This window comes from Bradyrhizobium sp. Bra78 (assembly GCF_024519855.1).
Classification (GTDB): Bacteria; Pseudomonadota; Alphaproteobacteria; order Rhizobiales; family Xanthobacteraceae; genus Bradyrhizobium; species Bradyrhizobium japonicum_G.
In genome coordinates this window covers 164,415-188,226 of the sequence record NZ_JALJRE010000003.1, presented here as the reverse complement: position 1 = coordinate 188,226, position 23,812 = coordinate 164,415, and the positions used below count along the sequence as shown (strand labels likewise).

Annotated in this window: 16 protein-coding genes; 12 read left to right on the top strand and 4 right to left on the bottom strand. The window is 63.9% G+C overall.

The window, feature by feature from the left end; genetic code table 11:
* The first annotated feature begins 356 nt into the window (after nucleotides 1-356).
* Nucleotides 357-1,580, top strand: a complete 1,224-nt coding sequence (locus OC450_RS08350) for an FAD-dependent oxidoreductase (protein ID WP_211383131.1) — start codon at nucleotides 357-359, stop codon at nucleotides 1,578-1,580.
* A 44-nt stretch (nucleotides 1,581-1,624) separates the two neighbouring features.
* Here OC450_RS08350 and OC450_RS08345 read toward each other — a convergent pair whose 3' ends face one another.
* Nucleotides 1,625-2,761 carry a GNAT family N-acetyltransferase gene (locus OC450_RS08345; RefSeq protein ID WP_211383132.1) on the bottom strand — a complete coding sequence of 379 codons (1,137 nt, stop codon included), beginning with the start codon at nucleotides 2,759-2,761 and terminating at the stop codon, nucleotides 1,625-1,627.
* A gap of 587 nt (nucleotides 2,762-3,348) precedes the next feature.
* Here OC450_RS08345 and OC450_RS08340 point away from each other — a divergent pair.
* The 6 genes from OC450_RS08340 to OC450_RS08315 all read left to right on the top strand — a co-directional run bounded on the left by OC450_RS08340 (nucleotide 3,349) and on the right by OC450_RS08315 (nucleotide 10,627).
* On the top strand, nucleotides 3,349-5,250 hold the full coding sequence (locus tag OC450_RS08340) for an ABC transporter substrate-binding protein (RefSeq protein WP_262047650.1): 1,902 nt from the start codon (nucleotides 3,349-3,351) through the stop codon (nucleotides 5,248-5,250).
* A 71-nt stretch (nucleotides 5,251-5,321) separates the two neighbouring features.
* A complete protein-coding gene (locus OC450_RS08335) occupies nucleotides 5,322-6,326 on the top strand; it encodes an ABC transporter permease (RefSeq protein WP_262047649.1) in 1,005 nt (334 codons plus the stop codon).
* A complete protein-coding gene (locus OC450_RS08330) occupies nucleotides 6,326-7,189 on the top strand; it encodes an ABC transporter permease (RefSeq protein ID WP_262047648.1) in 864 nt (287 codons plus the stop codon). Before OC450_RS08335 ends, OC450_RS08330 begins: the two co-directional genes overlap by 1 nt.
* Nucleotides 7,189-8,217 (top strand): ABC transporter ATP-binding protein, encoded by a 1,029-nt coding sequence (locus tag OC450_RS08325; RefSeq protein WP_262047825.1) that lies wholly within the window; start codon nucleotides 7,189-7,191, stop codon nucleotides 8,215-8,217. The genes OC450_RS08330 and OC450_RS08325 overlap by 1 nt, the downstream gene beginning before the upstream one ends.
* A gap of 89 nt (nucleotides 8,218-8,306) precedes the next feature.
* Complete coding sequence (locus OC450_RS08320) at nucleotides 8,307-9,086, top strand: ABC transporter ATP-binding protein (RefSeq protein WP_315986384.1); 780 nt, start codon at nucleotides 8,307-8,309, stop codon at nucleotides 9,084-9,086.
* On the top strand, nucleotides 9,083-10,627 hold the full coding sequence (locus OC450_RS08315) for an alpha-N-arabinofuranosidase (RefSeq protein ID WP_262047646.1): 1,545 nt from the start codon (nucleotides 9,083-9,085) through the stop codon (nucleotides 10,625-10,627). The genes OC450_RS08320 and OC450_RS08315 overlap by 4 nt, the downstream gene beginning before the upstream one ends.
* Before the next feature lie 46 nt (nucleotides 10,628-10,673).
* Here OC450_RS08315 and OC450_RS08310 read toward each other — a convergent pair whose 3' ends face one another.
* Complete coding sequence (locus tag OC450_RS08310) at nucleotides 10,674-16,910, bottom strand: AAA family ATPase (RefSeq protein ID WP_262047645.1); 6,237 nt, start codon at nucleotides 16,908-16,910, stop codon at nucleotides 10,674-10,676.
* Nucleotides 16,911-17,596: 686 nt separating this feature from the next.
* Between OC450_RS08310 and OC450_RS08305 the strand changes: the two genes are divergently transcribed.
* From OC450_RS08305 to OC450_RS08285, 5 genes are read left to right on the top strand one after another with little or no spacing between them, the layout of a single operon-like run.
* Nucleotides 17,597-18,547, top strand: coding sequence for a PDR/VanB family oxidoreductase (locus tag OC450_RS08305; RefSeq protein ID WP_211383139.1), 951 nt, complete (start codon nucleotides 17,597-17,599; stop codon nucleotides 18,545-18,547).
* Between the two features lie 17 nt (nucleotides 18,548-18,564).
* Nucleotides 18,565-19,905 (top strand): Rieske 2Fe-2S domain-containing protein, encoded by a 1,341-nt coding sequence (locus OC450_RS08300; protein ID WP_262047644.1) that lies wholly within the window; start codon nucleotides 18,565-18,567, stop codon nucleotides 19,903-19,905.
* A complete protein-coding gene (locus tag OC450_RS08295) occupies nucleotides 19,902-20,378 on the top strand; it encodes an aromatic-ring-hydroxylating dioxygenase subunit beta (protein WP_211383141.1) in 477 nt (158 codons plus the stop codon). Before OC450_RS08300 ends, OC450_RS08295 begins: the two co-directional genes overlap by 4 nt.
* 7 nt (nucleotides 20,379-20,385) lie before the next feature.
* A complete protein-coding gene (locus OC450_RS08290; protein WP_262047643.1) occupies nucleotides 20,386-22,002 on the top strand; it encodes an ATP-dependent acyl-CoA ligase in 1,617 nt (538 codons plus the stop codon).
* A gap of 2 nt (nucleotides 22,003-22,004) precedes the next feature.
* Nucleotides 22,005-22,733, top strand: a complete 729-nt coding sequence (locus OC450_RS08285; protein ID WP_262047642.1) for an SDR family NAD(P)-dependent oxidoreductase — start codon at nucleotides 22,005-22,007, stop codon at nucleotides 22,731-22,733.
* Between the two features lie 11 nt (nucleotides 22,734-22,744).
* Here the strand turns inward: OC450_RS08285 and OC450_RS08280 are convergent, their stop codons facing one another.
* Both OC450_RS08280 and OC450_RS08275 read right to left on the bottom strand, forming a co-directional pair.
* On the bottom strand, nucleotides 22,745-23,227 hold the full coding sequence (locus OC450_RS08280) for a MarR family winged helix-turn-helix transcriptional regulator (RefSeq protein ID WP_211383144.1): 483 nt from the start codon (nucleotides 23,225-23,227) through the stop codon (nucleotides 22,745-22,747).
* Nucleotides 23,227-23,721: a MarR family winged helix-turn-helix transcriptional regulator gene (locus OC450_RS08275; RefSeq protein ID WP_211383145.1), complete on the bottom strand. Its 495-nt coding sequence runs from the start codon at nucleotides 23,719-23,721 to the stop codon at nucleotides 23,227-23,229. The genes OC450_RS08280 and OC450_RS08275 overlap by 1 nt, the downstream gene beginning before the upstream one ends.
* Nucleotides 23,722-23,812 lie beyond the last annotated feature (91 nt).

Genomic DNA, 23,812 nt, shown 5'->3' with positions numbered 1-23,812 from the left:
TGATCGCGAAGACGTCGGGGCCGCGCCGGTTGCTTCACTATGGAACATCGCTGCCCCCATTGTGCCAGATCGAGCAAAGCCCGGCCGGATCGTTTGGCGGCATAGCGTCGCATCGACGGCCGATAAAGCGGAGAACAGCCGTTCGAGCGCGGATTGTCTCACCGGGAATCGCCGCCGACTTGCGGAACCGAAATTTACCGACACATCCCGGGCAAGTCGCGTGCCGGACGTCGCCGAGATGGCCGGGCCTCCGCTTCATTAACCGAGATATCGAGAAATGATCGCGTTTGGTCCTGCGATGCGAGATCAGGCGAGGGAATTGCACGGCAACCATCGTTGACCGTGGGAGCTGAACCATGACGGCGGATAGAAACGTGACCGAGCCCATTGCCGCAGCGAGCGCTTCGACGATCGTTGCCGACATCGCGATCGTCGGAGGCGGCCTTGCGGGCTCGCTCGCGGCGGCCGTGCTCGCGCGGGCGGGGAATCGCGTTGCCCTGATCGACAAGCGCGCGGTCTATCCGGACGAGTTTCGGGTCGAGAAAATCGGCGGTCATCAGCTTGAGCTGTTCCGCAGGCTGGGCTTCATCCAGGGCCTCGCGAGCGCCGGCTGCTCGTACGGGCGTGTGCTCAATATCAGGGAAGGCAAGGTGGTCGATGTCAGCATCGGCCAGGCCTACGGGCTTCCTTATGCCGATCTCGTGGCCATGGCGCGCGGCCAGCTGCCTGATCCTGCCAGCCTGATCGTCGACGAGGTCACTGCGGTCGCCTGTAGCGACGATTTGCAGCATCTCGAGCTCGCTTCGGGACGGTATGTCACGGCACGCCTCGTCGTTCTGGCCACCGGTATGGCCGGCGTTCTCGGCTACAAGCTCGGCATCAAGCGGCGCGTGCTGGCCGAGCGCCATTCGGTCTCGTTCGGATTCACGATTGCCCACAGGGACGGCGCGCCGTTCGATTTCGAGGCGCTGACCTGTTACGGCCAGCGCACGGCGGACGGCGTCGATTATCTCAGCCTGTTTCCCGTGCGTGCTGGCATGCGCGCAAATCTCTTCATGTTCCGCGACCCGACCGATCCGATCATGCGCGAGCTGCGTCGTGATACGGAAGCGACGGTGCTGCGCCTGCTGCCGGGATTGCAGCCCTATCTCGGCGATTTCCGCGTGACCGACCAGGTTCGGAATTGGGTGATGGACCTGTCCGTCGTCGAAGGACATCTCCAGCCCGGCGTCGTGCTGATCGGCGATGCGTTCCAGACCAACTGCCCGGCCGCCGGCACGGGTGTCGCCCGCCTGCTGGTCGACGTCGAACGCCTCTGCAACGAACATGCGCCGCGTTGGCTCATGACCGAGGGCATGAGCCGTCAGAAGATTTCGGAATTCTATTCCGATCCCGACAAGATCGCGGCAGACCAGCAGTCACTGAAGATGGCTCGCTTCCGCCAGGCTCTGACGTCCCGCAACGATATCGGCTGGGACGTGCGGCGGCGGCTCCACTTCCTGCGGCGCAGTATCACCCACCGGGTCGATCAAATGCGGCCGGGCTGGCTCGCGCAGGTTCGAAGCGCGCTACGCGCCTGAGTACTGCAAGCCTGAGCGCCGCACGTGTCGGCGCCTCGCGCCGGTCAGCGCGTGGGCGTTGAGGTGCGGGTCGACAGGAGCCTGAACTCCGACACTCGCTTGGCGGCCAGCTTGAGCCACGGGGCCTGTTTCAGGGCGAACAGGGATAGGGCGCCTGCCGTGCTGCCGGCCTGCGTGACCGCCCACATCGGCGACGGCTGCGCGCCGAACAGTTTCTTGTACGGCTCGTCTCCAATGGTGAAATCGAGCATCCGATCACCGCGTTCGATGCAATCCTTCGCCACATGTTCGAACATCTGCGCGCCGAGGGACTGGCTCTTGTATCCGGCAATGTCGAAGGCGCTCATGATGACGAGGAAGCTGCCTTGATGGCAGAGTCCGAGCACGGCGGCGATCACGTCGCCGTCCATCTTCATGGCGTAGAGCCGGACGAAGGAGCCGAGACCGCGGAGCGCCATCTCGGAGTAGAATGCGTAATATTCAGGGCGCTGGAGCAGATCTCCATCGCCGTGTGCCTGAAAGCGCGGACCGCGAAATTTCCTCATCACGTCCAACGCCTCGAGCACGGACGTGCTGTCGTTGCAGCATGAAAAGCTCAGTGCGCCCTTCTTCTGGAGCTGCCGGGATTTCTTTGCGAGCTCCTTCTGATAGGAGCGATCCAGCGCGCTGGCGCGCCAGGTCTCGAACGGCGCGACGAGAACGGTCGCGTAGGCATTGGAGTCCATCGCGACGCGGCGGGGCGCGGCCAGGAGATTCTCGATCGGGAGCCGTCCGTCGGGCAGCTTGGTCATCCGCAGCAGGTCGAACGGGCGGACGAGGTACCGAATCTCCGCGCACGCATTCTCATCCCTGAGAAGCTCGGAAAATACCTGTGGGCTGCACACCGGCGCCAGGTAGTCGGAGACGCGGAGGTCGGCGAATTCGACGGTCCGTATCGGACCGCGCCGGACCCGCAGCAACGGCAGCACCATCGCAAGGGCGCCGGTCGGGCGGCGGCGGACGACGACAACCAGAGGGGTTGCCCCGGCATGAGACGCAAGTCTGGTGTAGAGGCTATCCAGCCAGAGCGGATGCTGGAACGCTGTGGCGGCCGAGTTGTCGAACAGCTCCGCGTAGTCCGGCGACAGAAAGTCGAACCTCTCCTCGATGGTGATGTCGAACGTGCTGCTGGGTCTGTTCATGTGCAACCAGGGAAAATTAAACAAGCCGCGGGAAGGTCGATCGTGCCGCATCTGCGCTTTATAGCAGGGTCGTTACGGGCGAGACACCGGCAGCGTGCGATTTGCATTAATGCACCGAACCAGCTTCGTATCGTTACCAAACCGTTAAACTTCGCGCGCGAGCGGGCTCGCGCCGGAAAGACCGGCCGCGCTGGCAGGTTATTAACCGCGGCGCTCGTCTTCGAGGTGTTGAACGAGCCTGGATTGGGGCCGTCCGGAGACGAGGCCAACTGCCGCCGATTTCAGGAAGATGGGAGTCTGGGCGAAGAAAGAGCAGTGCTCCATTTATCTCGGCGAGTTCGGAGTGTACGAGCGTGCGCCATCCGACAGTCGCCGGCGGCATTTGTCTTTGGCGGCGAGAAGCGCCGACAGGCCCGGCCGGTTATGGGCGGAATATCCCTGCTTTGGTCGGGCGGACACCGCATAGGGACGGCCGGCGCGTCTGATCGATCTGCCTGCGGCCCAAGATTCCTGTTGTTCATCGACTCCGGCGCCTCTAGCATCCGGCCAAAAATACGCGTCGAGAAGCGTTGCACCGGGAGGACATGATGCGCTGCATTCGTGCATTGCTGGTCGTTGCGTGCGCGTTCGGCTCTGTGCCGGCCCTGTTGGGTACGCCGGCAGTTGCGCAAGGCCTTCCGCAGAACATTCCGCGGAAGGAGCTGCTGATCCTGGAAAACCCCGAAGGAACCGTCAAGAACGCGGGCTGGTTCAACATCTGGACGATCAATGCCGGATCGCAGTCCAACGGGCTGCAACAGGCCGCGCTCGACACGCTATGGTACATCGATCCCGAGAGCGGCCTTGACGGGGTCTGGGACAATTCGCTGGCGTCCGACAAGCCGCAATACAACGCCGACTTCACCGAAATGACGGTCAAGCTCCGCAGCGGTATCTTCTGGAGCGACGGTGTCGAATTCACCGCCGACGACGTCGTTTCGACGGTGACGACGCAGATCAAAAATCCCGCCATGCGCTTCAGCGCGGTGCTGGCGAGCAACGTGGCGTCCGTTGACGCGCCTGACGCTCATACGGTCGTTTTCAAGCTCAAGAAACCCAATTCGCGTTTTCACGCCAACTTCACCGTGCGCTGGGGCGCGGTGTGGATCCTGCCCAAGCACGTGTTCGACAAGGTGGACGATCCGGTCAAATTCGACTTCAACAAGCCGATCTCTCTCGGCGCCTATGTCCTGCACAGCTATGATCCCGACGGCAAATGGTACATCTGGCAGCTTCGTGAGGATTGGCAGCGCACCACGCTTGCGCGCTTTGGCAAGCCGGGTCCGAAGTATCTCGCCTATGTCGACCCCGGACCGCCCGAGAAGCGGGTGATCGCGCAGCTCAATCACGAGCTCGACGTGATCCACGATATTGCGCCGGAAGGCATGTTTGCGCTGGCCAAGCAAAGCAGGACGACGCGGGCCTGGTTCAAGGGCTTTCCCTATGGCCACCCCGATCCGACGCTTCCCGCCGTGATCTTCAACACCCAGAACGAGAATTTCAAGAACCCGGACGTGCGATGGGCGCTGGCGCTGCTGATCGACATCAAGGCCGTGGCGATGGCCGCATATCGCGGGGCCGCCACCATATCGGCGATCGGCGTACCGCCGACCGGAACACATCCGGCGACCTATCACGGGCCGATGGGAGAATGGCTCGGGGCTTTCGAGATCGACACCGGCAAGCGCAGGATCAAGCCCTATGACCCGACGATTGGCAAGCAGATTGCCGATATGCTGCGGCCTGCTATGGGCGACCAGATTCCATCGGGGCCTGCGGAAATCGCCAGGGCGTTCGGCATGGGCTGGTGGAAGACCGATCCACAGGCGGCGCAGGAGCTTCTCGAGAAGGCGGGCTTCAGCAAGCGGGGTGGCGCGTGGCTCACGCCGGACGGCAAGCCCTTCAGCGTCCGTGTCATGGTCGAAGGCGATTTGCGTCCGGTGATGACCCGCGCCGGGACGATGATCGTTCAGCTCTGGAAGCAGGCGGGCATCGACGCCAGGATCGACGTCGCGCAGGGGACGCTGCCCACGCGACGCGCGGCCGGCGATTTCGACACCTTCATCGGCTGGAGCGTCGAAACCTGGGGCGGTCATCAGGACCTGTCCTACTTCCTCGACAGCTGGCATTCGCAGTTCGTCGCCGAGCCGGGCAAGCCGCAGCCGCTGCGCAACTGGCAGCGCTGGTCCAGTCCCGCGCTCGATGGGATCATCGAGCAGATCCGAACCGTCGGATTCGACGATCCGAAATCGATCGAGCTTGGCAAGGAATACGTCAAGCTCGCCGTGAAGGAGATGCCGACCATCCCGCTGATGGCCTACAACGTCTTCACCGCAATGGATCAGACCTACTGGACCGGCTTTCCGACCTCGGAAAACCCCTACACCAACCCGGTGCCGAACTGGGGCAATTCGCGCTACATGTTCGTCAAGCTGAAGCCGGCAAATTAGGACGCGATGACACCAGAGCGCCCGCATCTTTCGCGTCCGTCCGAACGATGTCGGGCATCACCGGTGCCGCCATGAGCGGATACCTCGCCTATGTCGGCCGGCGGCTTGGCCAGTTTCTGCTCGTGGTTTTCATCGGCATCAACATCGCCTATGTCGTCACCCACGCTTCGCCGGTCGATCCCGTCGAGCAGTCGATCTCGGCCGTGACCTCCTACGGCAGCACCGCGCCGGAGGCGATCGAGCAGATGCGCAATTCCCTGCGCGAGCTCTACGGTCTCGGCGGCAACCCCGTCGAGCAATACTTCCAGTTCTGGAAGCGGATCCTGCGCGCCGATTTCGGTCCTTCGCTGTCGGCATTTCCGACCCCCGTCGGAACCCTGATCGGGCGCGCGCTGCCCTGGACCGTGGGACTGCTTGCAGTATCGACCATCGTGGCCTGGGGGCTCGGAAACCTGCTGGGCGGACTTGCCGGCTACTACCGCCAGAGCCGCGGCCTCAAGCTGATGGGGGTGATCGCGATGGGCCTGCATCCGATCCCTTATTACATTCTGGCGATGCTGCTGCTGATCGTGTTCGGCTTCCTTTGGCCGGTGCTGCCGATCTCCGGCGGATCGGCGATGAACCTGCCGCAGACATTGACGCCCGAATTCGTCCTGAGCGTGCTGCGGCACGCCATCCTGCCCGCGCTCTCCCTGATCCTGATCGGCGTGGGAAGCTGGTTTCTCGGCATGCGCGCCTTGGTGTCGAATGTGCTGGCCGAGGACTTCGTCGTCTATGCCGAGCTCGCCGGCGTCAGGCCCTGGCGCATCCTGACATCCTACGTGATGCGAAACGCGCTGGTGCCGCAGGTGACGGGGCTCGCGATGTCGCTGGGCGGAATCTTCAACGGCGCCGTGATCACCGAAAAAGTGTTCGGCTATCCCGGTCTCGGCTCGCTCCTGGTCGATGCCGTCTATGCCGGAGATTACGGGCTCGTCCTCGGCGTCACCACCATCTCGATTCTCGGCGTGTCGATCGGCGTGCTCGCCATCGATCTTCTCTATCCACTGCTCGATCCGAGGGTGAAGATCAGCTGATGAGCGTCCTGCTGCGCGACCTGCTGCGCCACAGCCCCGAATTCCGGATCGGGGCGGTGCTGGTCGGATTCGTTCTGCTGCTCTCCGCGCTGGCGAGCTTCTCGCCTTATCCACCGGAGAGCGTGTATGTGGTTCCGCCCGATCTGCCGCCATCGCTGGTCTACTGGTTCGGCACCACGTCGCGTGGCCAGGACGTGTTCTGGCAATTGAGCTTCGCGATCCGAAATACGCTGATGTTCGGATGCACGGTCGCGCTGGTCAGCCGCCTGATCGCGCTCGTGGTCGGGCTCGTCAGCGGCTACAAGGGAGGCTGGATCGACCGTGCCCTGATGTCGGTGAACGACAGCTTCATCGTCATTCCGCTGCTGCCGATCCTGGTGCTGTTCTATTTCATGATGCGCGACCGCATCTCCTGGCTGATGCTGGCCCTGATCATGGCCTGTTTCGGCTGGGCCTACGACGCGCGGCTGATCCGTTCCGTGGTCATGAGCCTGAAGGCGCGCGAATTCACCCAGACCTGCCTGTTCTCCGGAATGAGCACGCGGGAAATCCTGACCCGGGAGCATCTGCCTTATGTCATGCCGATCGTGTTCTCCACGACCATGAACAACATGGTCTGGTCGATCGGGCTCGAGGTGACGCTCGCGGTGCTCGGCTTTACCGACATCAACACGCCGACGATCGGCGGCATGATCTACTGGGCCAACCAGCATACGGCGATGGTAGCCGGAATCTGGTGGTGGATCGCTTTTCCCACCGTCACGGTGATCATGGCGTTCATCGGGCTGTTCCTGCTCGCGGTATCGGCGAACGCCTATATCGATCCACGGAGCCGCCTCTGGGGTACCGGAGGGGCCCCGTGATGCAAGCCGACGCCCTGCCACCGCTCGCCCAACAGCAACAGCCGATCCTCCGGGTTCGCGACCTGCATGCCCATTACAGGACCAGCCATATCGGCGTCGGACGCGGCGTCAAAGCGGTCGACGGCGTCAGCTTCGCGGTTCGCCGCGGTGAGGTCTACGGGCTCGCCGGCGAGTCCAGCTCCGGAAAGACCACACTGATCAAGAGCATCGCAGGCGCGATCAGGCCGCCGCTCGAGATCGTGGCCGGCAGCGTGGAGTTCGCGTTCCTGCCCGGCTATGGCGGACTGCATCGCGCGCCGCGCGCGGAGCTGGCGCGGATCCGCTGGCGGCATCTGTCCTATATCATGCAGGGCTCGATGAGCGTGCTCAACCCGGTTCGCCGTGTCGAAACCGCGTTCGTCGATTTCGCATATCCGCATATCGGCGGCAGCCGGAAGCAGTTCGGGCGGCAGGTGATCGCTCATCTGGCGCGCGTGAAGCTGGATCCTTCGGTGCTGGCCGCGTTTCCGCACGAGCTGTCCGGGGGCATGCGCCAACGCGCAACGCTTGCCCTTGCAACGATCTGCCGCCCCGATTTCATCATTGCCGACGAGCCCACGACCGCGCTGGATGTGGTGGTGCAGAAGGAGGTGCTCGGCATGATGCGTGGCATCCAGCGCGAGACCGGCTCCTCGGTCCTGCTCGTCACGCATGATATGGGCGTGCACGCGCACGTCACCGACCGCCTCGCCATCATGTATGCCGGGCGCCTCGTGGAGGAGGCCGCAACCGCGAGGATTTTCCGCAAGCCTCTGCACCCTTATACCAGGCATCTCATTTCCAGCCTGCCGCGGATCGGGGACGAGGCAGCTCGCGAGGGACTTGGCGGCTCCCCGCCCAATCTCGCCGATCCTCCGTCCGGATGCCGCTTCCATGCCCGCTGCCCCATCGCGACCGAAATCTGCAGACGCGAGGTCCCCGCCATGCTGGAGGTCGACACCGGGCATCGCGTTGCCTGCTTTGCCGTCGCCCGGGGTGGCCAGGCATGAGCGATCTGCTCCTCGACGTCTGCGAGGTCAGCAAGACCTTCGTCCGGGGCGGGCTGTTGTCGCGGCAGAGGATTGCGGCGGTGAACGAGGTGAGCTTCCAGCTCGTCGCCAGGCGGCCGGAGATCCTTGCGATCATCGGTGAATCCGGCAGCGGCAAGACGACGCTTGCGCGGATGATCCTGAACGTGGAGGCGCCGACCAGCGGTAAGCTGATGCTCGACGGCATCGACCTTGCCGCCATCAGCGGCAGCGCCGGTCGCATGGCCTTCATGCGCAAGGTGCAGCCGATCTTTCAGAATCCCTTTGAATCCTTCAACCCGCTCAAGCGGCTCGACCGCTATCTGTTCATGACGCTGCGGCGGTTTTCGGGTGGGGCCGGCGGACCGGCAGCCGAAACGGTCGTCGATGACGCGTTGCACAAAGTCGGCCTCTCGCTCGCGGAGGTGCGCCACCGATACCCGCACGAGCTGTCCGGCGGACAGCTGCAAAGGGTTGCAATCGCCCGCGCCATGCTGGCCGAGCCGAAACTGATCGTCGCGGACGAGCCGGTATCCATGATCGATGCGTCGCTGCGCATATCCATCGTCAATCTCTTCAAGAGGCTGCGGGACGATCTTGGGATATCCATCGTCTACGTCACGCACGATCTGGCGACGGCCTATTACATCAGCGATCGAATCCTGATCATGGAGAAAGGCAGGGTCGTCGAAAGTGGCGATGCGAGAACGGTGCTGAATGCGCCGCAGCATCCCTATACGCGCCAATTGCGCGAAGCCGTGCTATTACCTGAGGTCGCCGACGCCGCTCCAGACCTGCCTCCCAGCATGAACGATCTCACCAGCACCGGGGCACCCGAGAGAAGACCATGAGGAAAGCCAGCGTCCTGATCGACTGTGATTTCGCCATCGGTCACACCGATCCTCGCCTGTTCGGTGCGTTCGTCGAACATCTGGGCCGATGCGTCTATGGCGGCATCTACGAGCCCGGCCATCCGACCGCGGACGAGAAGGGGTTTCGAAAGGACGTGCTCGCGCTGGTGAAGGAGCTCGGCCCGACGCTCATCCGATACCCCGGCGGCAATTTCGTCTCGGGATACAATTGGGAGGACGGCGTCGGTCCGCCGAAGACGCGACCGGTGCGGCTGGACCTTGCATGGTTCAGCACCGAGCCGAACAGCTTCGGCACCAATGAATTCATGGATTGGTGCAGGGCGGCCGCCGTCGAGCCGATGATGGCGGTCAATCTAGGCACGCGCGGCGGCGATGCTGCGCGCAACCTGGTCGAATATTGCAATCATCCGGGCGGAACGGCCTGGTCGGATCTGCGCCGTGCGCACGGCTGGGACAAGCCGCATGACGTCAAGCTGTGGTGCCTCGGCAACGAAATGGACGGGCCCTGGCAGATGGAGCACAAGAGCGCCGCGGCTTACGGCGCGGTCGCCCGCGAAGCGGCGAAGATGATGCGCTGGGTGGATCCGACCATCGCGCTTGCGGCTTGCGGTTCGTCGGGGCGCAACATGCCGACATTCGGCCAGTGGGAGGATACGGTCCTCGAGCACACCTTCGACCACGTCGACTACATTTCGCTCCATACCTATCTCAACAACTACAAGCAGGACACGGCATCCTTTCTCGCAAGCGCCGACCTGATGGACAGCTTCATCGACGAGGTCGTCGCTCTGGCCGATGCGGTCGCGGCCAAGCGGCGCTCCGGCAAGCGTCTCATGTTGAGCTTCGACGAATGGAACGTCTGGTATCGAACGCGCCGCAACCGCGCCGACCGGGTGAAGGAGGGCTGGCCGGTGGCACCGCCGATCCTCGAGGAAATCTACACGATGGAGGACGCACTTGCGTTCGGCGGCGCCTGCATTTCCCTGCTTAATCATGCCGATCGGGTCAAGGTCGCCTGCCTCGCGCAACTCGTCAACGTCATCGCACCGATCATGACCGAGACGGGCGGAGGCGCGTGGCGCCAGACCATCTTCTTTCCTTTCGCGCATATGAGCCGGTTCGGCCGCGGCCGCGTTTTGCGCACGCAGGTCGAGTCGGAGACCTACGATTCATCCTACTACGATCCCCGCGGCACCCAGGACCAGGTCTTTGCGATACCGAACGTGCCATATCTCAAGATCGCGGCGGTCGCGCAGGACGGCGGCGGCCTGTCGCTGTTTCTGCTCAATCGGGATCTGAAGCAGGAGATCGAGGTCAGTGTCACGGCCAGAGGTTTCGCCCTGCTCTCGGTGGGCGAGCGTCTTGAACTCCGGCACGATGATCTCAAGGCAACGAATACCAGGAATGCGCCGGGCAGGATCAAGCCGGCGCCGTTGCAGAGCGTGGCCCTCGATGGCGAACGGTTGCAGGCAACCCTCAAGCCGGCGTCGTGGAACGTCATCCACCTGACGGCAAGCTGAGCGATACGCTACGAAGCCTCCGGAGGGGGCGCCAATCGCCGGGCTCTCAGTCCGGGCCGTCGCGTCGTGCACGCAAGTCGAGAACCTGACGGATCGAACGCGCCAGATCTGCCGGCCGGTAGGGCTTGCTCAGCAGGGTGATGCCGGGGTCCAGCCGACCGTCATGCACCATGGCGGCTTCCGCATACCCGGACATGTAGAGCACCGGCACGCCGGGCCGCTCGCGGGTCACCATCTCGGCGAGTTCGCGCCCGTTCATCCCGCCGGGCATCACGACGTCGGTGAAGAGCAGGTCGAACGCGGTGCCCTGGTTCACCAGAGCCAGTGCATCGGGACCATTGGCCGCGGCGATCGTGCGATAGCCAAAGCTCTTGAGCTGTGCCACGACGTAGTTGCGCACCAGCTCGTCATCCTCGACCACGAGGATGGTTTCGCTGCCGCGCTGCAGTTCGCTCTTCGGCACAGCGTCCGAAACGGCAGCGGTCAAAGCCGAGCGCGGCAGATACAGGCTGATCGTCGTTCCGCGCCCTTCCTCGCTGTCGATCCTGATGTGACCGCCGGATTGCTTGATGAAGCCGTAGACCATGCTCAGTCCAAGGCCCGTGCCCTTGCCGAGCTCCTTGGTGGTGAAGAAGGGCTCGAAGATCTTGTCCCGGATCGCGAGTGGAATGCCGGCGCCGGTGTCGCTGACGGTAACCAGGATGAAGTCGCCGCGAATTCCCTCCGGGCCGGAATCGTCCGCATCGAAGCTCACATTCGCGGTGCCGAAGTGAATCTTGCCTCCGCCGGCCATCGCGTCGCGGGCGTTCACCGCCAGATTGATCAAGGCGGTCGAAAGCTGACTTGGGTCGATCAGGGCGTGCCAGCCGTCGGCTTGCAGCGTCGAGCCGATCTGGACATGCTCGCCGAGCGTCGGCCGCAGCAGCTTGGCGGTATCGACGATGAGGTTGTTGACGTCGACGTCGCGTGGTTGCAGAGGCTGCTTGCGGGCGAACGCCAGCAGCTGCATCGTCAGATCAGCACCGCGCGTGGCGGCCTGGTCGATCATGTGGGCGATGGTGACGAGATCGGGCTGGTCCGCGAGGCCGTCGATCAGGATCTGTATGGTGCCCGTGATGACGGTCAGGATGTTGTTGAAATCATGGGCCACGCCGCCGGTGAGCTGGCCGACCGCATCCATCTTCTGCGATTGGCGAAGCTGCTGCTCGAGGCGGAGGCGGTGGGTGATGTCGCGCCCGATGACGATGATCAGCTCCTGGCCGCCGGTCGAGACGTGAGCGGCGGACAGTTCGGCGTCGAGACCTTTTGCGTCGGGGCCATCAAGGCGCAGTTGCAGCAGGCCGGCCGAACCCGGCACGAGCAGCCGGTCGACCCCGATCGCACCCGCCGGATTCAGGACGGATCGGAGCGGGATGCCGATAATCTGCTCCCGGGGCCGTCCGAGCATGAGCTCGGCGGTGCGGTTTGCCTCGATCACCAGCCCGATCTGATCGAGCACCAGGATCGCGTCACGCGCCTGCTCCATCAGCAGGCGGTACTTCTCTTCCGCCTGCTTGCGCGCGGTAAGGTCGAGCACGAACGAGATGCATTGATCGGAAGACCCGGCGATCGAGGCGGAGCCGATCAGGACAGGAACGCGGCTGCCGTCTTTTCTGATGAATTCCTTCTCTCGAGGCGCGGTCTGGCCCGACATCCGCAGCTGTTCGATGCGCTGCGTGTCTCCGTGCCGGTATTCGGCCGGGGTCATGTCCCTCCAGCGGACCACACCCGTAACCAGCTCCTGGCTCGAGTATCCGGTCATGCCGAGGAACGCATCGTTGGCGTAGCTGATGTCGCCGCTGCCGTCCCAGAACAATATTCCGATGATGTTGGAATCGACGAGCCGCCGGATCCGCGCCTCGCGATCCTGGAGATCGCGGTAGAGCAGGGTGTTCTCGAGCGAAATGGCAGCCTGCGCCGCCAGCAGGTCGAGCACTGCGACGCGGTCGGGTGTGAACGCGTGCGTCGTCAGCGTGTTCTCGAGATAGAGCAACCCGGTGAGCTTGGCCTGCTTCATGAGCGGCAGGCAGAGGATTGATCTCGGATGCCGGCGATGGAGATAGTCGGCGCCGTAGAGCGGATCAGGCCTGGTCGCGTCGTCGATGATGAGAGGCTTTTGCGACCGAATGACATAGCGCACCAACGCCTCCGGGCACTCGGGCGCGGAGAGCGCAGTCCGCTCCATGACGACGGCAAACTCGTCGCCCTTCGACTGTCCCTCCGCCTCGATCCAGAAGTCATCATGCCGCGCCAGGATCAGCAGGCCGCGATCCGCGCCAGCGTTCTGCAGCGCGATTTTCATCAGGGTCTCGATCAGCTTCGGCAGCTCGATCTCACTCGAGACCGCCTGGGACGCCTTCACCACGGTGGTGACGTCCATCTGCTGGACGGTCGGCCTGCCGGCGGAACTGCTGTCCTCTGCGACGTGGAGACGAGGATAGAGGCGTTCGAGCTGTCTGACCTTGGCCTCGGCTCCCCAGCGAAGAAATCCGTAGTGAGCATCGCGCAGATATGCATAGGCGATCTTTTCGAACCCGCGTGTCGAATAGAAGCGCCCGGCAAGTTCGTTCGCGATCGCCTCGTTCTGGGGAAAGCCGTTCGCGTGGGCCGAGGCGATAGCCTGGTCGTAGCAGCGCATCGCGTCGAGCTCGCGACCTTCGATCCGTGCGATCTCCGCGGCGATGAGAGCTGCGCGGTCGGCAAAATCTTCGGGACAGATCTCCGCCCAGCGCTGAAGCTGGCGATGGTGAACGGTCAGGGCTTCAAGCCGCGGGGCTCGGCCGACATCGGATGCGGTTTCGCTCGACGCGGCCTGCGCCAGCGCGGCATAGAAGTGAAACTCGACCCGATCGAACAGCGCCTTCGAGGTCCACAGCAGTTGCTCGGCCTTCACCGCCGCGTCGATCGCGCCGGGGTCATCGGCAAGGACGCGTGCCTGCAGCTTGCGGCCCCAATACCAGAAGCCGGCCTGTTCCAGGCGCGGGTCTGCCTCGAGACGATGTTCGAACTGCGCTTCGCTGAACCCGGCTTCATCGAAACAGCCGAACTTCGCGGTGAGACCGCGCAGCGTCCGGACCAGCTGAAGCTGCCCCGCAATTCGATCGGCCGCCAGATCGATGCGCGCCCGGCGTGCGAAATCGAGGCCGGCCTCGGCCTCCAGCTGCACGCCCGGCAGTGCATCGCCGCAGGCGAGCAGATGCGTGAGGAGGTGATGACGGGTAAAGCTGGCGTAGTTGATGTCGCCGACCTGCTGCGCGGCGTCGAAGGCCCGTCGCAGCCACGGGCGGCCTGTGCTCACATGACGTGTCCAGCTCCCGTAGCCGAGATAGACGCGAGCCTTGAACCGGTCCAGCCTTTGCAGTTCGACGAGGTCGAGGCCGAGCTGGGCGAAGCGGTAGCCGGCAGCATAGTCGTCAAAGTCGGGGCCGAGCACGGTCCCAAGCACGATGTAAGCGAGGCACGAGGCGTCGGAGTTGCCGTACTCCATGCTCAGATTGGCCATGCGACCGATGATGAGACGGCGCAGATTCTCGTCGATGTACCAGGCCGGGGAGACGAGCACCGTGAGGACGTCCATGGTCCCGCGCGCGACCGGGTCGGCCATCTGGGGCAGGTCGAGCAGGGCCTCGATCGGGCGCTCACCGATCTGCCGCCACATCCGTTCATATTCCTGCCGGACTTCCTCCGGTGTCGGATGCGCCGACCAGGCGATGCCGACGCGGTGCAAATAGCCGAGGGCAATCTCGACGTCGCGGTCGCTTGGCTCCATCCGGAGCCGGGTGACGGCGGCGAGATCGGGCAGGTTGGCCGCCCGGCTTGCCAGTTCGGCAAGGCGCGTTTTCGCCGTCGCCTGCTCACCGACGAGGAACTCGCATTCGGCCCGCTGCAGCGCCAGGGCGAAGCTGAGCGCGTAGTGCTGCTGCCAGCGATCCTCCGGCAGCACGGTTTCACCGAGGGCGAAGTGGGCAAACGCCATGCCGAAAGCCGTCGCCGCCTTGGCGCGGCGGCCGGCCAACAGGTTCAGCTCCGCCAGCTTGACGCGCTCCTCTGCCGCCGTGATCAGGGCCACGCCGCGGTTGAGTTGGCTCACGATCTCGAAAACGTTTTCCTCGACCGCTTCCGGCGAGGTTCGCGCAGCGAACAGTCGGCCAATACGCAAATGGGCCGAGGCGCGTTCTTGCTCCGGTATCAGCGCGTAGGCCGCCTCCTGGAATCGGTCATGGACGAATCGATAGGCATCGCCCTGGGGCTCGACGAATTCCTGGCGGACGGCGGGCCACAAATCTGCCTGGACCTGCTCATCCGACGCGCCAAGGACGATCGAAAGCACGGCGGCCTCGGCGACGTTTCCGAGACAGGCCATCTGCTGCAGGGCTGTGCGCGTTGCAACGGGCAGCCGGGTGAGCTTTCCGAGCATGAGGTCGATGACGTTGTCGGTGTATCGCTTGGCGTGGATGCGATCGAGAGACCAGGTCCAGTGCGACGCATCATGGTCGAACGCGATCAGTCCTTCCTCGACCAGCGAAAACATGAACTGGATGGCAAAGAACGGATTGCCGCCGGTTTTCTCGTGCACGAGCTGGACCAGCGGAGCGGCGCGCTTCGGATCGCAACGAAGCGCATCTGCAAGCAACTGGCCGAGATGCCTGCGGCCGAGCGGGGCGAGCCTGATCTCAACGACCCGTTGGCCCCGTGTCCTGATGGCCTCGCGCATGCGCACCACCGGATGAGCGGGGTCAACTTCATTCTCACGGTATGCGCCGATCAGCATCAGGTGCTTCAGGTTCGACCTGGTCAACAGGTCCTCGAGCAGCTCGAACGTCGCCATGTCGAGCCATTGCAGATCATCGAGGAACAGCACCAGCGGATGTTCGGGTCTGGCAAACAGGCCGATGAATTGCTCGAAGACGCGGTGAAAGCGGCTTTGCGCGTGCTGGAGCGGCAGCTCATGGACAGGCGGTTTCTCGCCGATGATCGCCTTGAGGTCGGGGATCAGGTCCACGACGAGCTGCCCGTTTGGACCGAGCGCGCTCAGCAGATCATGGCGCCACTGGTTCAGCTCGGTCTCGCTCTTGCCCAGAAGCGGCCGAACGAGGCTCTGGAATGCCCTGGCGAGTGTCGCGTAGGGGATGTCGCGCTTGTGCTGGTCGAATTTGCCCGATGCAAACAGCCCTCGTGACGGCACCAGCACTTTATGGAGCTCGTTGACGACAGATGATTTTCCGATCCCGGAATATCCCGAGACCAGCGCCAATTCCGGTGCGCCGCTCTTGACGATGCGCTCGAACGAGGAGAGCAGCATCTCGCGTTCGTGCGTTCGTCCATACAGCTTCTCGGGTACGAGCAGCCGGTCGGGGGTGTCGTGCCGGCCCAGCGGGAAGTCGTCGATGCTGTGCCGAAGCTGCCACTCCGCAAGACAGTGCTGCAGATCCCTCTCGGCACCGGCTGCAGTCTGGTAACGCTCCTCGGCCATCTTGGAGAGCAGCTTCATGATCAGTCCGGAAACCGCGGAGGGAACGTTGCCGGATCGCTTGCTCGGCGGCTCCGCTTCTCTTGCGACGTGGCAGTGCACCCATTCCATCGGATCGGATGCGGCAAACGGAAGCGAGCCGGTGACCATCTGATAGAGTGTGACGCCGAGCGAATACAGGTCGCTCCGGGAATCGATCGAGCGGTTCATCCGGCCGGTCTGCTCGGGTGACATGTAAGCGAATGTGCCGGCGATCGACTCGGGCGGTGCCAGGGATTGCCGTTCGCGCGGACGGCGCGAGGCAAAGCCGAAGCCGGTGAGGTGCACGCTGCCGTTGCTGCGGTTCACCAGGATATTTGCCGGCTTGATATCCTTGTGGACCAGACCGCGCTGGTGGACCTTGCTCACGGCCGCGGCGATCTGGGTCGCGAGACGCAGGAAGCTCCCCATCTCCATGGGCGTGTGCACCAGCCATGTGAGCGGCTCGCCACCGAGATCTTCAAGAACGAGGATGGTGCGGCCGTGATCCTGCACAAGCTCAAGCGGCTTGGCGGCCCAGGCGCTGTCCAGTTCGTCCTTCAGCGCGAATTCGTGCGCGAGCCGATCAAGACTTTGCGGGGTCGGATGTTCCGCCGCCGGGACGACGGCCAGCACGACCTGCCGCTCGCCGTCGATGCGTTCGCGGGAGGTTCGACACAGCAGAATGCCTTCCTCGTCGCAGAGAACCTGCGGACCGTGGGCCCAGCCAGCGCCCATGAACGATGAAAGGTTCATCTCGGTAGACCATGCCGCCGCCGAGACCAGGTCCGAGCCAGGCCGGCTCGCCCGGTACTTCGGTCATCCCCCTTAGAGCTGCCCTGATGCGGTATGGCGCTCGCCGTTACCGATTCTCTGTTTCCGCGTGCGGGACGCATGAAGGGCAGGACGCACGTGCGACGCTCGATACGATGGGGCGAGCCCCTCTCGCCTTCATTCCGTCGCCTGGTTCGATTGGCTCGGCCGGGCGCCTCGAAAGCGTATCATTTGCCGAGGTCTCGTCAATGTACCGCCTTCGTGCGGCAAGGCGACACACATCCAGTGCGGGCGAGCGGTCCGCGTCTCGTGTTGACTTCATCTCCAATCTATTGAAATCGCGGCGCTATCCATTCACCACGACCGCGATGATGGATTGCAGCGAGAGCGTGAGTCTTTCCGTCGCTTGGACGGCAGCGTGTGCACGACGTGTGCATCTGAAGTTCAAGCAAGTCTGTTGAAGGCGAGCAGGGGCCGCCGTTCTGCAGCGTTCCGACTCCCATCGCCGCCTGTCCAAGGTCGGAGAGCGCCTCGGCGCCAACCTTCCTGCGCCACGACCGGGCGCGTCTCGGGCCGCAATCCGGGTCCCGTCCCCCGCGCGGGCGATTGACAGCGAATTATTACATGTCTAAAAATATGCAAATTCATATAATTCACGAGATGCCTGAATGGACGTGCATCCGCTCAAGCTCAAGGTCAGATCGTATGCCGCGGAGACGCCGTTCATACGGAGCCTTGTGTTTGGCGTGGAGGACGGCGTCGCGCCGCGCTGGCAGGCAGGCGCACATATCCGCGTGGCGCTCCCGAATGGCGGAGACCGGCCGTACTCGCTGATGGCTCTGCCGGGCCTTGCCGAGGGGACGCTCGCGCTCGGCGTGCTGCGCGAGGAGGCCTCGACCGGAGGCTCGCAGTTCATGCACGCGCTGAAGATCGGCGATGTCGTGAAGGCGAGCGCGCCGGCGAACAATTTTCCCCTGCATGAGGGAGCAGCGCCCGCGTTGCTGTTTGCCGGCGGTATCGGCGTCACGCCGATCCTGTCGATGGCGGCGGAGCTCAGGCATCGCGCAAGTCCGTTTCGGCTGCATTACGCGGGCCGCACGCAAGGGCTGCTGTCATTCCTGCCTCATCTCCGGGAGATCTGCGCCGAGGAACTGTCGGTTCACTACGACAGCGACGAATCCCGTCTGGACATTGCGGCGGCGCTCCGCGAGGCGGCGGCAGATTCCCATGTCTACGTCTGCGGTCCGGCGGGATTGATCGATGCGGTGAGGGCCGCCGCGCTTGACGCGGGTCTCCCGGCCGATCGCATCCGCTACGAGCTCTTCAAGGCCGAGCAGCCGTCCTCGTCCGATGTGCCGTTCGAGGTGGAGATCGGATCGACCGGACAGGTCGTCACCGTGGCGGCCGATCAGAGCATCATCCAGGCGCTGGAGGCCGCGGGGCTCGACGTGCTCTACGACTGCCGGCGCGGCGATTGCGGCATCTGCCAGTGCGCCGTGATCTCGGGCACGCCCGATCATCGCGACGTCATTCTCAGCGACGACGAGAAGGCGTCGAACAAGATCATGCAGATCTGCGTATCGCGCGCGAAGTCGGAACGTCTGGTGCTGGATCTATGAGGGAGGCGAAGCTCGCCATGACGAGATACGGAAGCAATGCGCAAGCGATTGCGGCGCTGGTGCGCGAGGCCGAGGTGCACCGTGACGTCTACATCGACCCCGAGATATTCGAGCTCGAGATGGAGCATCTGTTTCCGAACAGCTGGATCTATGTCGGGCATGCGAGCCAGCTGACGAAGCCCGGCGATTTCATCACCGCCAATATCGGCCGGCAGCCGGTGCTGGCGAGCCGCCATACCGACGGCTCCGTCCACGTCTTCTACAACCGCTGCCCGCACAAGGGCGTGAAGATCGCATCGGAGCCTTGCGGCAACACCGGCAAGTTCTTCCGCTGTCCCTATCACGCCTGGTCGTTCAAGACCGACGGTTCGCTGCTCGCGATCCCGCTGAAGAAGGGCTACGAGGGCACGGGCTTCGCCGGCACCCAGGCGAATGGCGGGCTGTCCAAGATCAAGAACGTCGTGGTCTATCGCGACTTCATCTTCGCCCGGCTCTCCGACAGCGGCGTGTCCTTCGAGGACTATTTCGGCGAGAGCCTCTCGACGATCGACAACATGGTCGATCGCTCGCCGGAGGGAAAGCTCGCCGTCGTCGCCACGCCGATCCGCTATATGCACACCTGCAACTGGAAGATGCTGGTCGAGAACCAGACCGACACCTGCCATCCGATGGTCGCGCATGAGAGCTCGGCCGGCACGGCGGTCAAGGTCTGGAAGCGCGAGCAGGGCGATTCCACGGAAACGCCGATGGCGGTGCAGCTCTACGGCCCCTTCATGAGCCCGTACGAGTTCTACGAGCAGAGCGGCATCAGGATCTGGCCGAACGGCCATGGCCACACCGGCGTCGCCAACTCGATCCACTCGAACTACTCCGACGTCGACGGCTATGTCGGCCAGATGGTCGCGGCCTACGGCGAGACGCGGGCACACGAGATCCTCGGCGAGGTCAGGCACAACACGGTCTATTTCCCGAACATCATGGTCAAGGGTGCCGTGCAGATCCTGCGCAACTTCATCCCGATTGCGGTCGACAGGACGCTGGTCGAAAGCTGGGTGTATCGTCTCGTCGGCGCGCCGGACAAGCTCTATGAGCGCGCCTTGATGTACAACCGCTTCATCAACGCGCCGACCTCGATCGTCGGACACGACGATCTGGAAATGTACGAGCGGGCCCAGGAGGGCCTCAAGTCGAACGGCAATCAATGGGTCAATCTCCGCCGGCTCTATGAGAGCAGCGAAGAGCAGGACGTCACCACCGTCATCAACGGAACGTCCGAGCGCCAGATGCGGAACCAGTTTCATGCCTGGGCCAAGTTCATGACCATGGACATGGACAACCGCGTCGAGGCCGCGGAATGATCAGCGAAAAGACGATCACCGACTTCATCTATCGCGAGGCCGATCTGCTCGATACGATGCAGTGGCAGGCCTGGCTCGATCTGTTTCACCCCGAAGGACGCTACTGGATGCCGCTGGAATGGCAGCAGGAGGACCCGGTGCTGCAGCCGTCGCTGATGTACGAGGACCTGTTGCTGCTCAAGGTGCGGGTCGAGCGGCTGTCGGGCGAGCGCACTTTCAGCCAGAAGCCGAAGAGCCGCTGCCACCACCTGCTCCAGGCCCCGCAGATCGTCGCCTGCGATGCTGCGGCCGGCGTGTTCAAGGCGCGGACGTCCTATATCTACACGGAGACGCGCGGCGATATGCTGGAGCGCTATTCGGGATGGGCGTCGCACGACTTCGTCCAGGTCGGCGACGTCCTGAAGATCAAGCTCAAGCGCGTCGATCTCGTCAATTTCGACGCGCCGTTCGGCAACATCCAGCTCTTCATGTGAGGTTGCCTTGACCGCAGCGACCACAGTCTACGCTCGTTTTCACGACACCGCGCTGCGCCGGGGCGAGGCGGGCTTCCTCAACGTGCTGGCGGAGACCGCCGGCATCTACGGCATCACCGCCGGCGAGATATCCTATCGCACCATGCTAGACCGGGTGGAGCGCCGGCGGACGGCGTTCGCGAGCAAGGGCTATGGCGAAGGCCACAGGGTCGGGCTGCTGCTCCAGAACCGGCCGGTGTTCGTCGAGCTGTGGTTTGCGCTCAACGCGCTTGGCGTGTCCGTCGTGCCGATCAATCCGGACCTGCGGATGAGCGAGCTCGAATACATCATCGCGCATTCCGAGATGAACGCGGCATTCGTTCTTGCCGAGCGGCGGGACGAGGTCGAGACCGCGGCCCGCCAGGCCGTTCGGCCAATTCCGGTCGTGACCGACAGCGACGACGTTCCTGCTGCCTTCGGCGGCGCGCAGGCAGCGACCACTGGCGACGGCGCGACCGAATGTGCGCTGCTTTATACGTCCGGGACGACCGGGCAGCCCAAGGGCTGCGTGCTCACCAACGAATACTTCCTGCATTCCGGCAACTGGTATCGCGATGTCGGCGGGCTGATCGACCTCAAGCTGGAGGGCGAGCGCATGATCACGCCGCTGCCGCTGTTTCACATGAACGCCATGGCGGTGTCGCTGATGGCGATGCTGTCGGTCGGCGGCAGCCTGACCATGCTCGATCGCTTCCATCCACGCAGCTGGTGGCAGTCGGTCCTGGACAGCCGCGCCACGTGCCTGCATTATCTCGGCGTCATGCCCTCGATGCTGATGAGCGCGCCGGCATCGGAACAGGACAAGGTCCACACAGTGCGGTTCGGGTTCGGCGCCGGCGTCGACAAGCTCTTGCACGCGCCGTTCGAGCAGCGCTTCGGCTTTCCGCTGATCGAGGCCTGGGCGATGACGGAGACGGGAAGCGGCGGCGTCATCGCCGCCAATGTCGAGCCGCGCAAGATCGGCACCAGCTGTTTCGGCCGCCCCGCCGCGGAGGTCGACATCCGTATCGTCGACGAGACCGGCAACGATACAGCAACGGGAACGCCGGGCGAGCTGCTGGTGCGGCGCGCGGGCGCGGACCCGCGCTACGGGTTCTTCAAGGAATATCTGAAGAACCCGCAGGCGACCGCCGAGGCCTGGGACGGCGGCTGGCTCCATACCGGCGATATCGTGTCGCGCGATGCGGACGGCGACCTTCATTTCGTCGATCGCAAGAAGAACGTGATCCGCCGCTCCGGCGAGAACATCGCCGCGGTCGAGGTCGAATCCGTCCTCAACCGCCATCCGGCGATCCGGCAGGCCGCGGTCGCGGCCACCCCCGATCAGGTGCGCGGCGACGAGGTCGCGGCGGTCATCATTGCCGAGGAGGCCGGCGCCGACCGGCGGCTTGCCGAAGACATCGTGCGCTGGAGCCTGGAGCAGATGGCCTATTACAAGGCGCCGGGCTGGATCTGCTTCGTCGACAGCCTGCCGCTGACCGCAACCGAGAAGATCCAGCGCGGCGGGCTGAAGGATTTTGTCGCCAGGCTGATGCACGATGGCGCCTTCTTCGACCTCCGCGACCTCAAGAAGCGACAGGTTTGATCATGACCCAGATCCGCACCACGCTCATCACCGGCGGCAATTCCGGGATCGGCGAAGCGCTGGCGAAGCAGCTCGTCGAAAAAGGACAGCGTGTCGTCTCGGTCGGGCTGCAGAGGCCTGCCTGGACCCACGATCTGCTCGCCGCCTATCGCGCCGACCTCACCAGCATCGCGGAGACGCGCGCGATCGCGCAGGAGATCTGCCGGGAGCACGCCATCGATTGCCTCGTGCACAATGCCGGCGTCATCCTGCCGAACCTGCTGCCCGACGCGAGGCCGGAAGACATCCTGACGCTGGCGCAGCTGCATCTGGGCGCGCCGATGCTGCTGACCCAGGCTGCGCTGGAGGGGATGCGGTCGCGCCGGTTCGGGCGTGTCGTGTTCGTCAGCTCGCGCGCGGCGATGGGGGCGGCGACCCGCTCGGCCTATTCGGCGACCAAGGCCGGCGTGCACGGCATGGCGCGGACCTGGGCGCTGGAGCTGGCCGCGAGCGGCATCACCGTGAACGTCGTCGCACCGGGGCCGATCCTCACCGACAATTTCTGGGGTGTCATTCCCAAAGGCTCGGAGCAGCAGGAGCGGATGGCGCGCAACGTGCCGGTGGGCCGGCTCGGCTCACGCGAGGACGTCGCCCATGCGATCGAATTCTTTCTCGACGAGCGATCCGATTTCGTCACCGGCCAGGTGCTCTATGTCTGCGGCGGCACCAGCCTGGTCGGCCTCGGGCCCTAATTCGCTCCGCGCTAGATCTGGTTCAGGCGGATGTTCTCGACCATCTTCGCCAGCACGCGGGCGCAGACCTCGATGTCGTCGGGCTCGATGCCCGCGATCAGCTTGTCGTAGTTGTTCGCCATGATCGGCCAGATCTTGCGCAGCAGCGCTTCGCCGTCCGGCGTCAATCCCACGACGCGGCGGCGCTGGTCCTCCTCCGCGATCTCGCGCTTGACGAGGCCCGACGACACCATGGACTCGACCATGCGGCTCGCGGTCGATTGCTCGGTGACGGCGAGAACGGCGATCTCGTTGACGGTGAGGGTCTTGTGGATGAACAGGACCGACAGCGTCCGGAATACGACGTTGTTGACGCCGTGCTCGCTCAAATCGCGGTTCTGGTCGAGGTTCCAGCGATTGGCCAGGCGATTGAACAGATAGGGGATGTAGTTTTGCAGCTGGTCCCTGGTCCTCGGCGGACCCGACTTCCATCTGCTCTTGGATTCCTTGGCCATTACTTCTTGCGACTTTGCTTCTTGCTCTCGGTGCGAAGTTTCGAGGAGAGCGACCGCAACACGGACAGCGCGGTGTCGAGCTCCTGGGTCGGGACGTTTTCGAGCCGTTTGCCGAGATGCCGCTTGTGGATGTCGGCGGCCTTCCGAAACAGCGCTTCGCCCTTGGGGGTGAGACGCACGATGAAGGACCGGCGGTCCTCGCTCGACATTTCCCTGCTGATGAGATCGTCGGCCAAAAGGCGCTGGACCAGCCCCGAGACGTTGCCGCCGGACACTTTCAGGTTCTGCGACAATTGCCCCAGCGCCAGTCCGTCGCTGTAGCGATCGAGCTGCGCCAGCACGTCGAACTTCGCCAGCGACAGCCCGAACTCGGCGTTCAGCATCGCATTCAGCGATGCGAACAGCTCGCCATGCAAGGACAGCAATTGCAGCCAAAGCCGGGTTTCGACCTGCCCGGGGACGGGAACAATGTTCTCTTTGAGTGCTGCCGGCATTGCATGACCATCGAGTACAAATTGTCGCGTCGATTGGAGGAATTATCGCGGGTCTTTCGCTCCGATTAGCAACCTGAGAATCGTAGTCAAG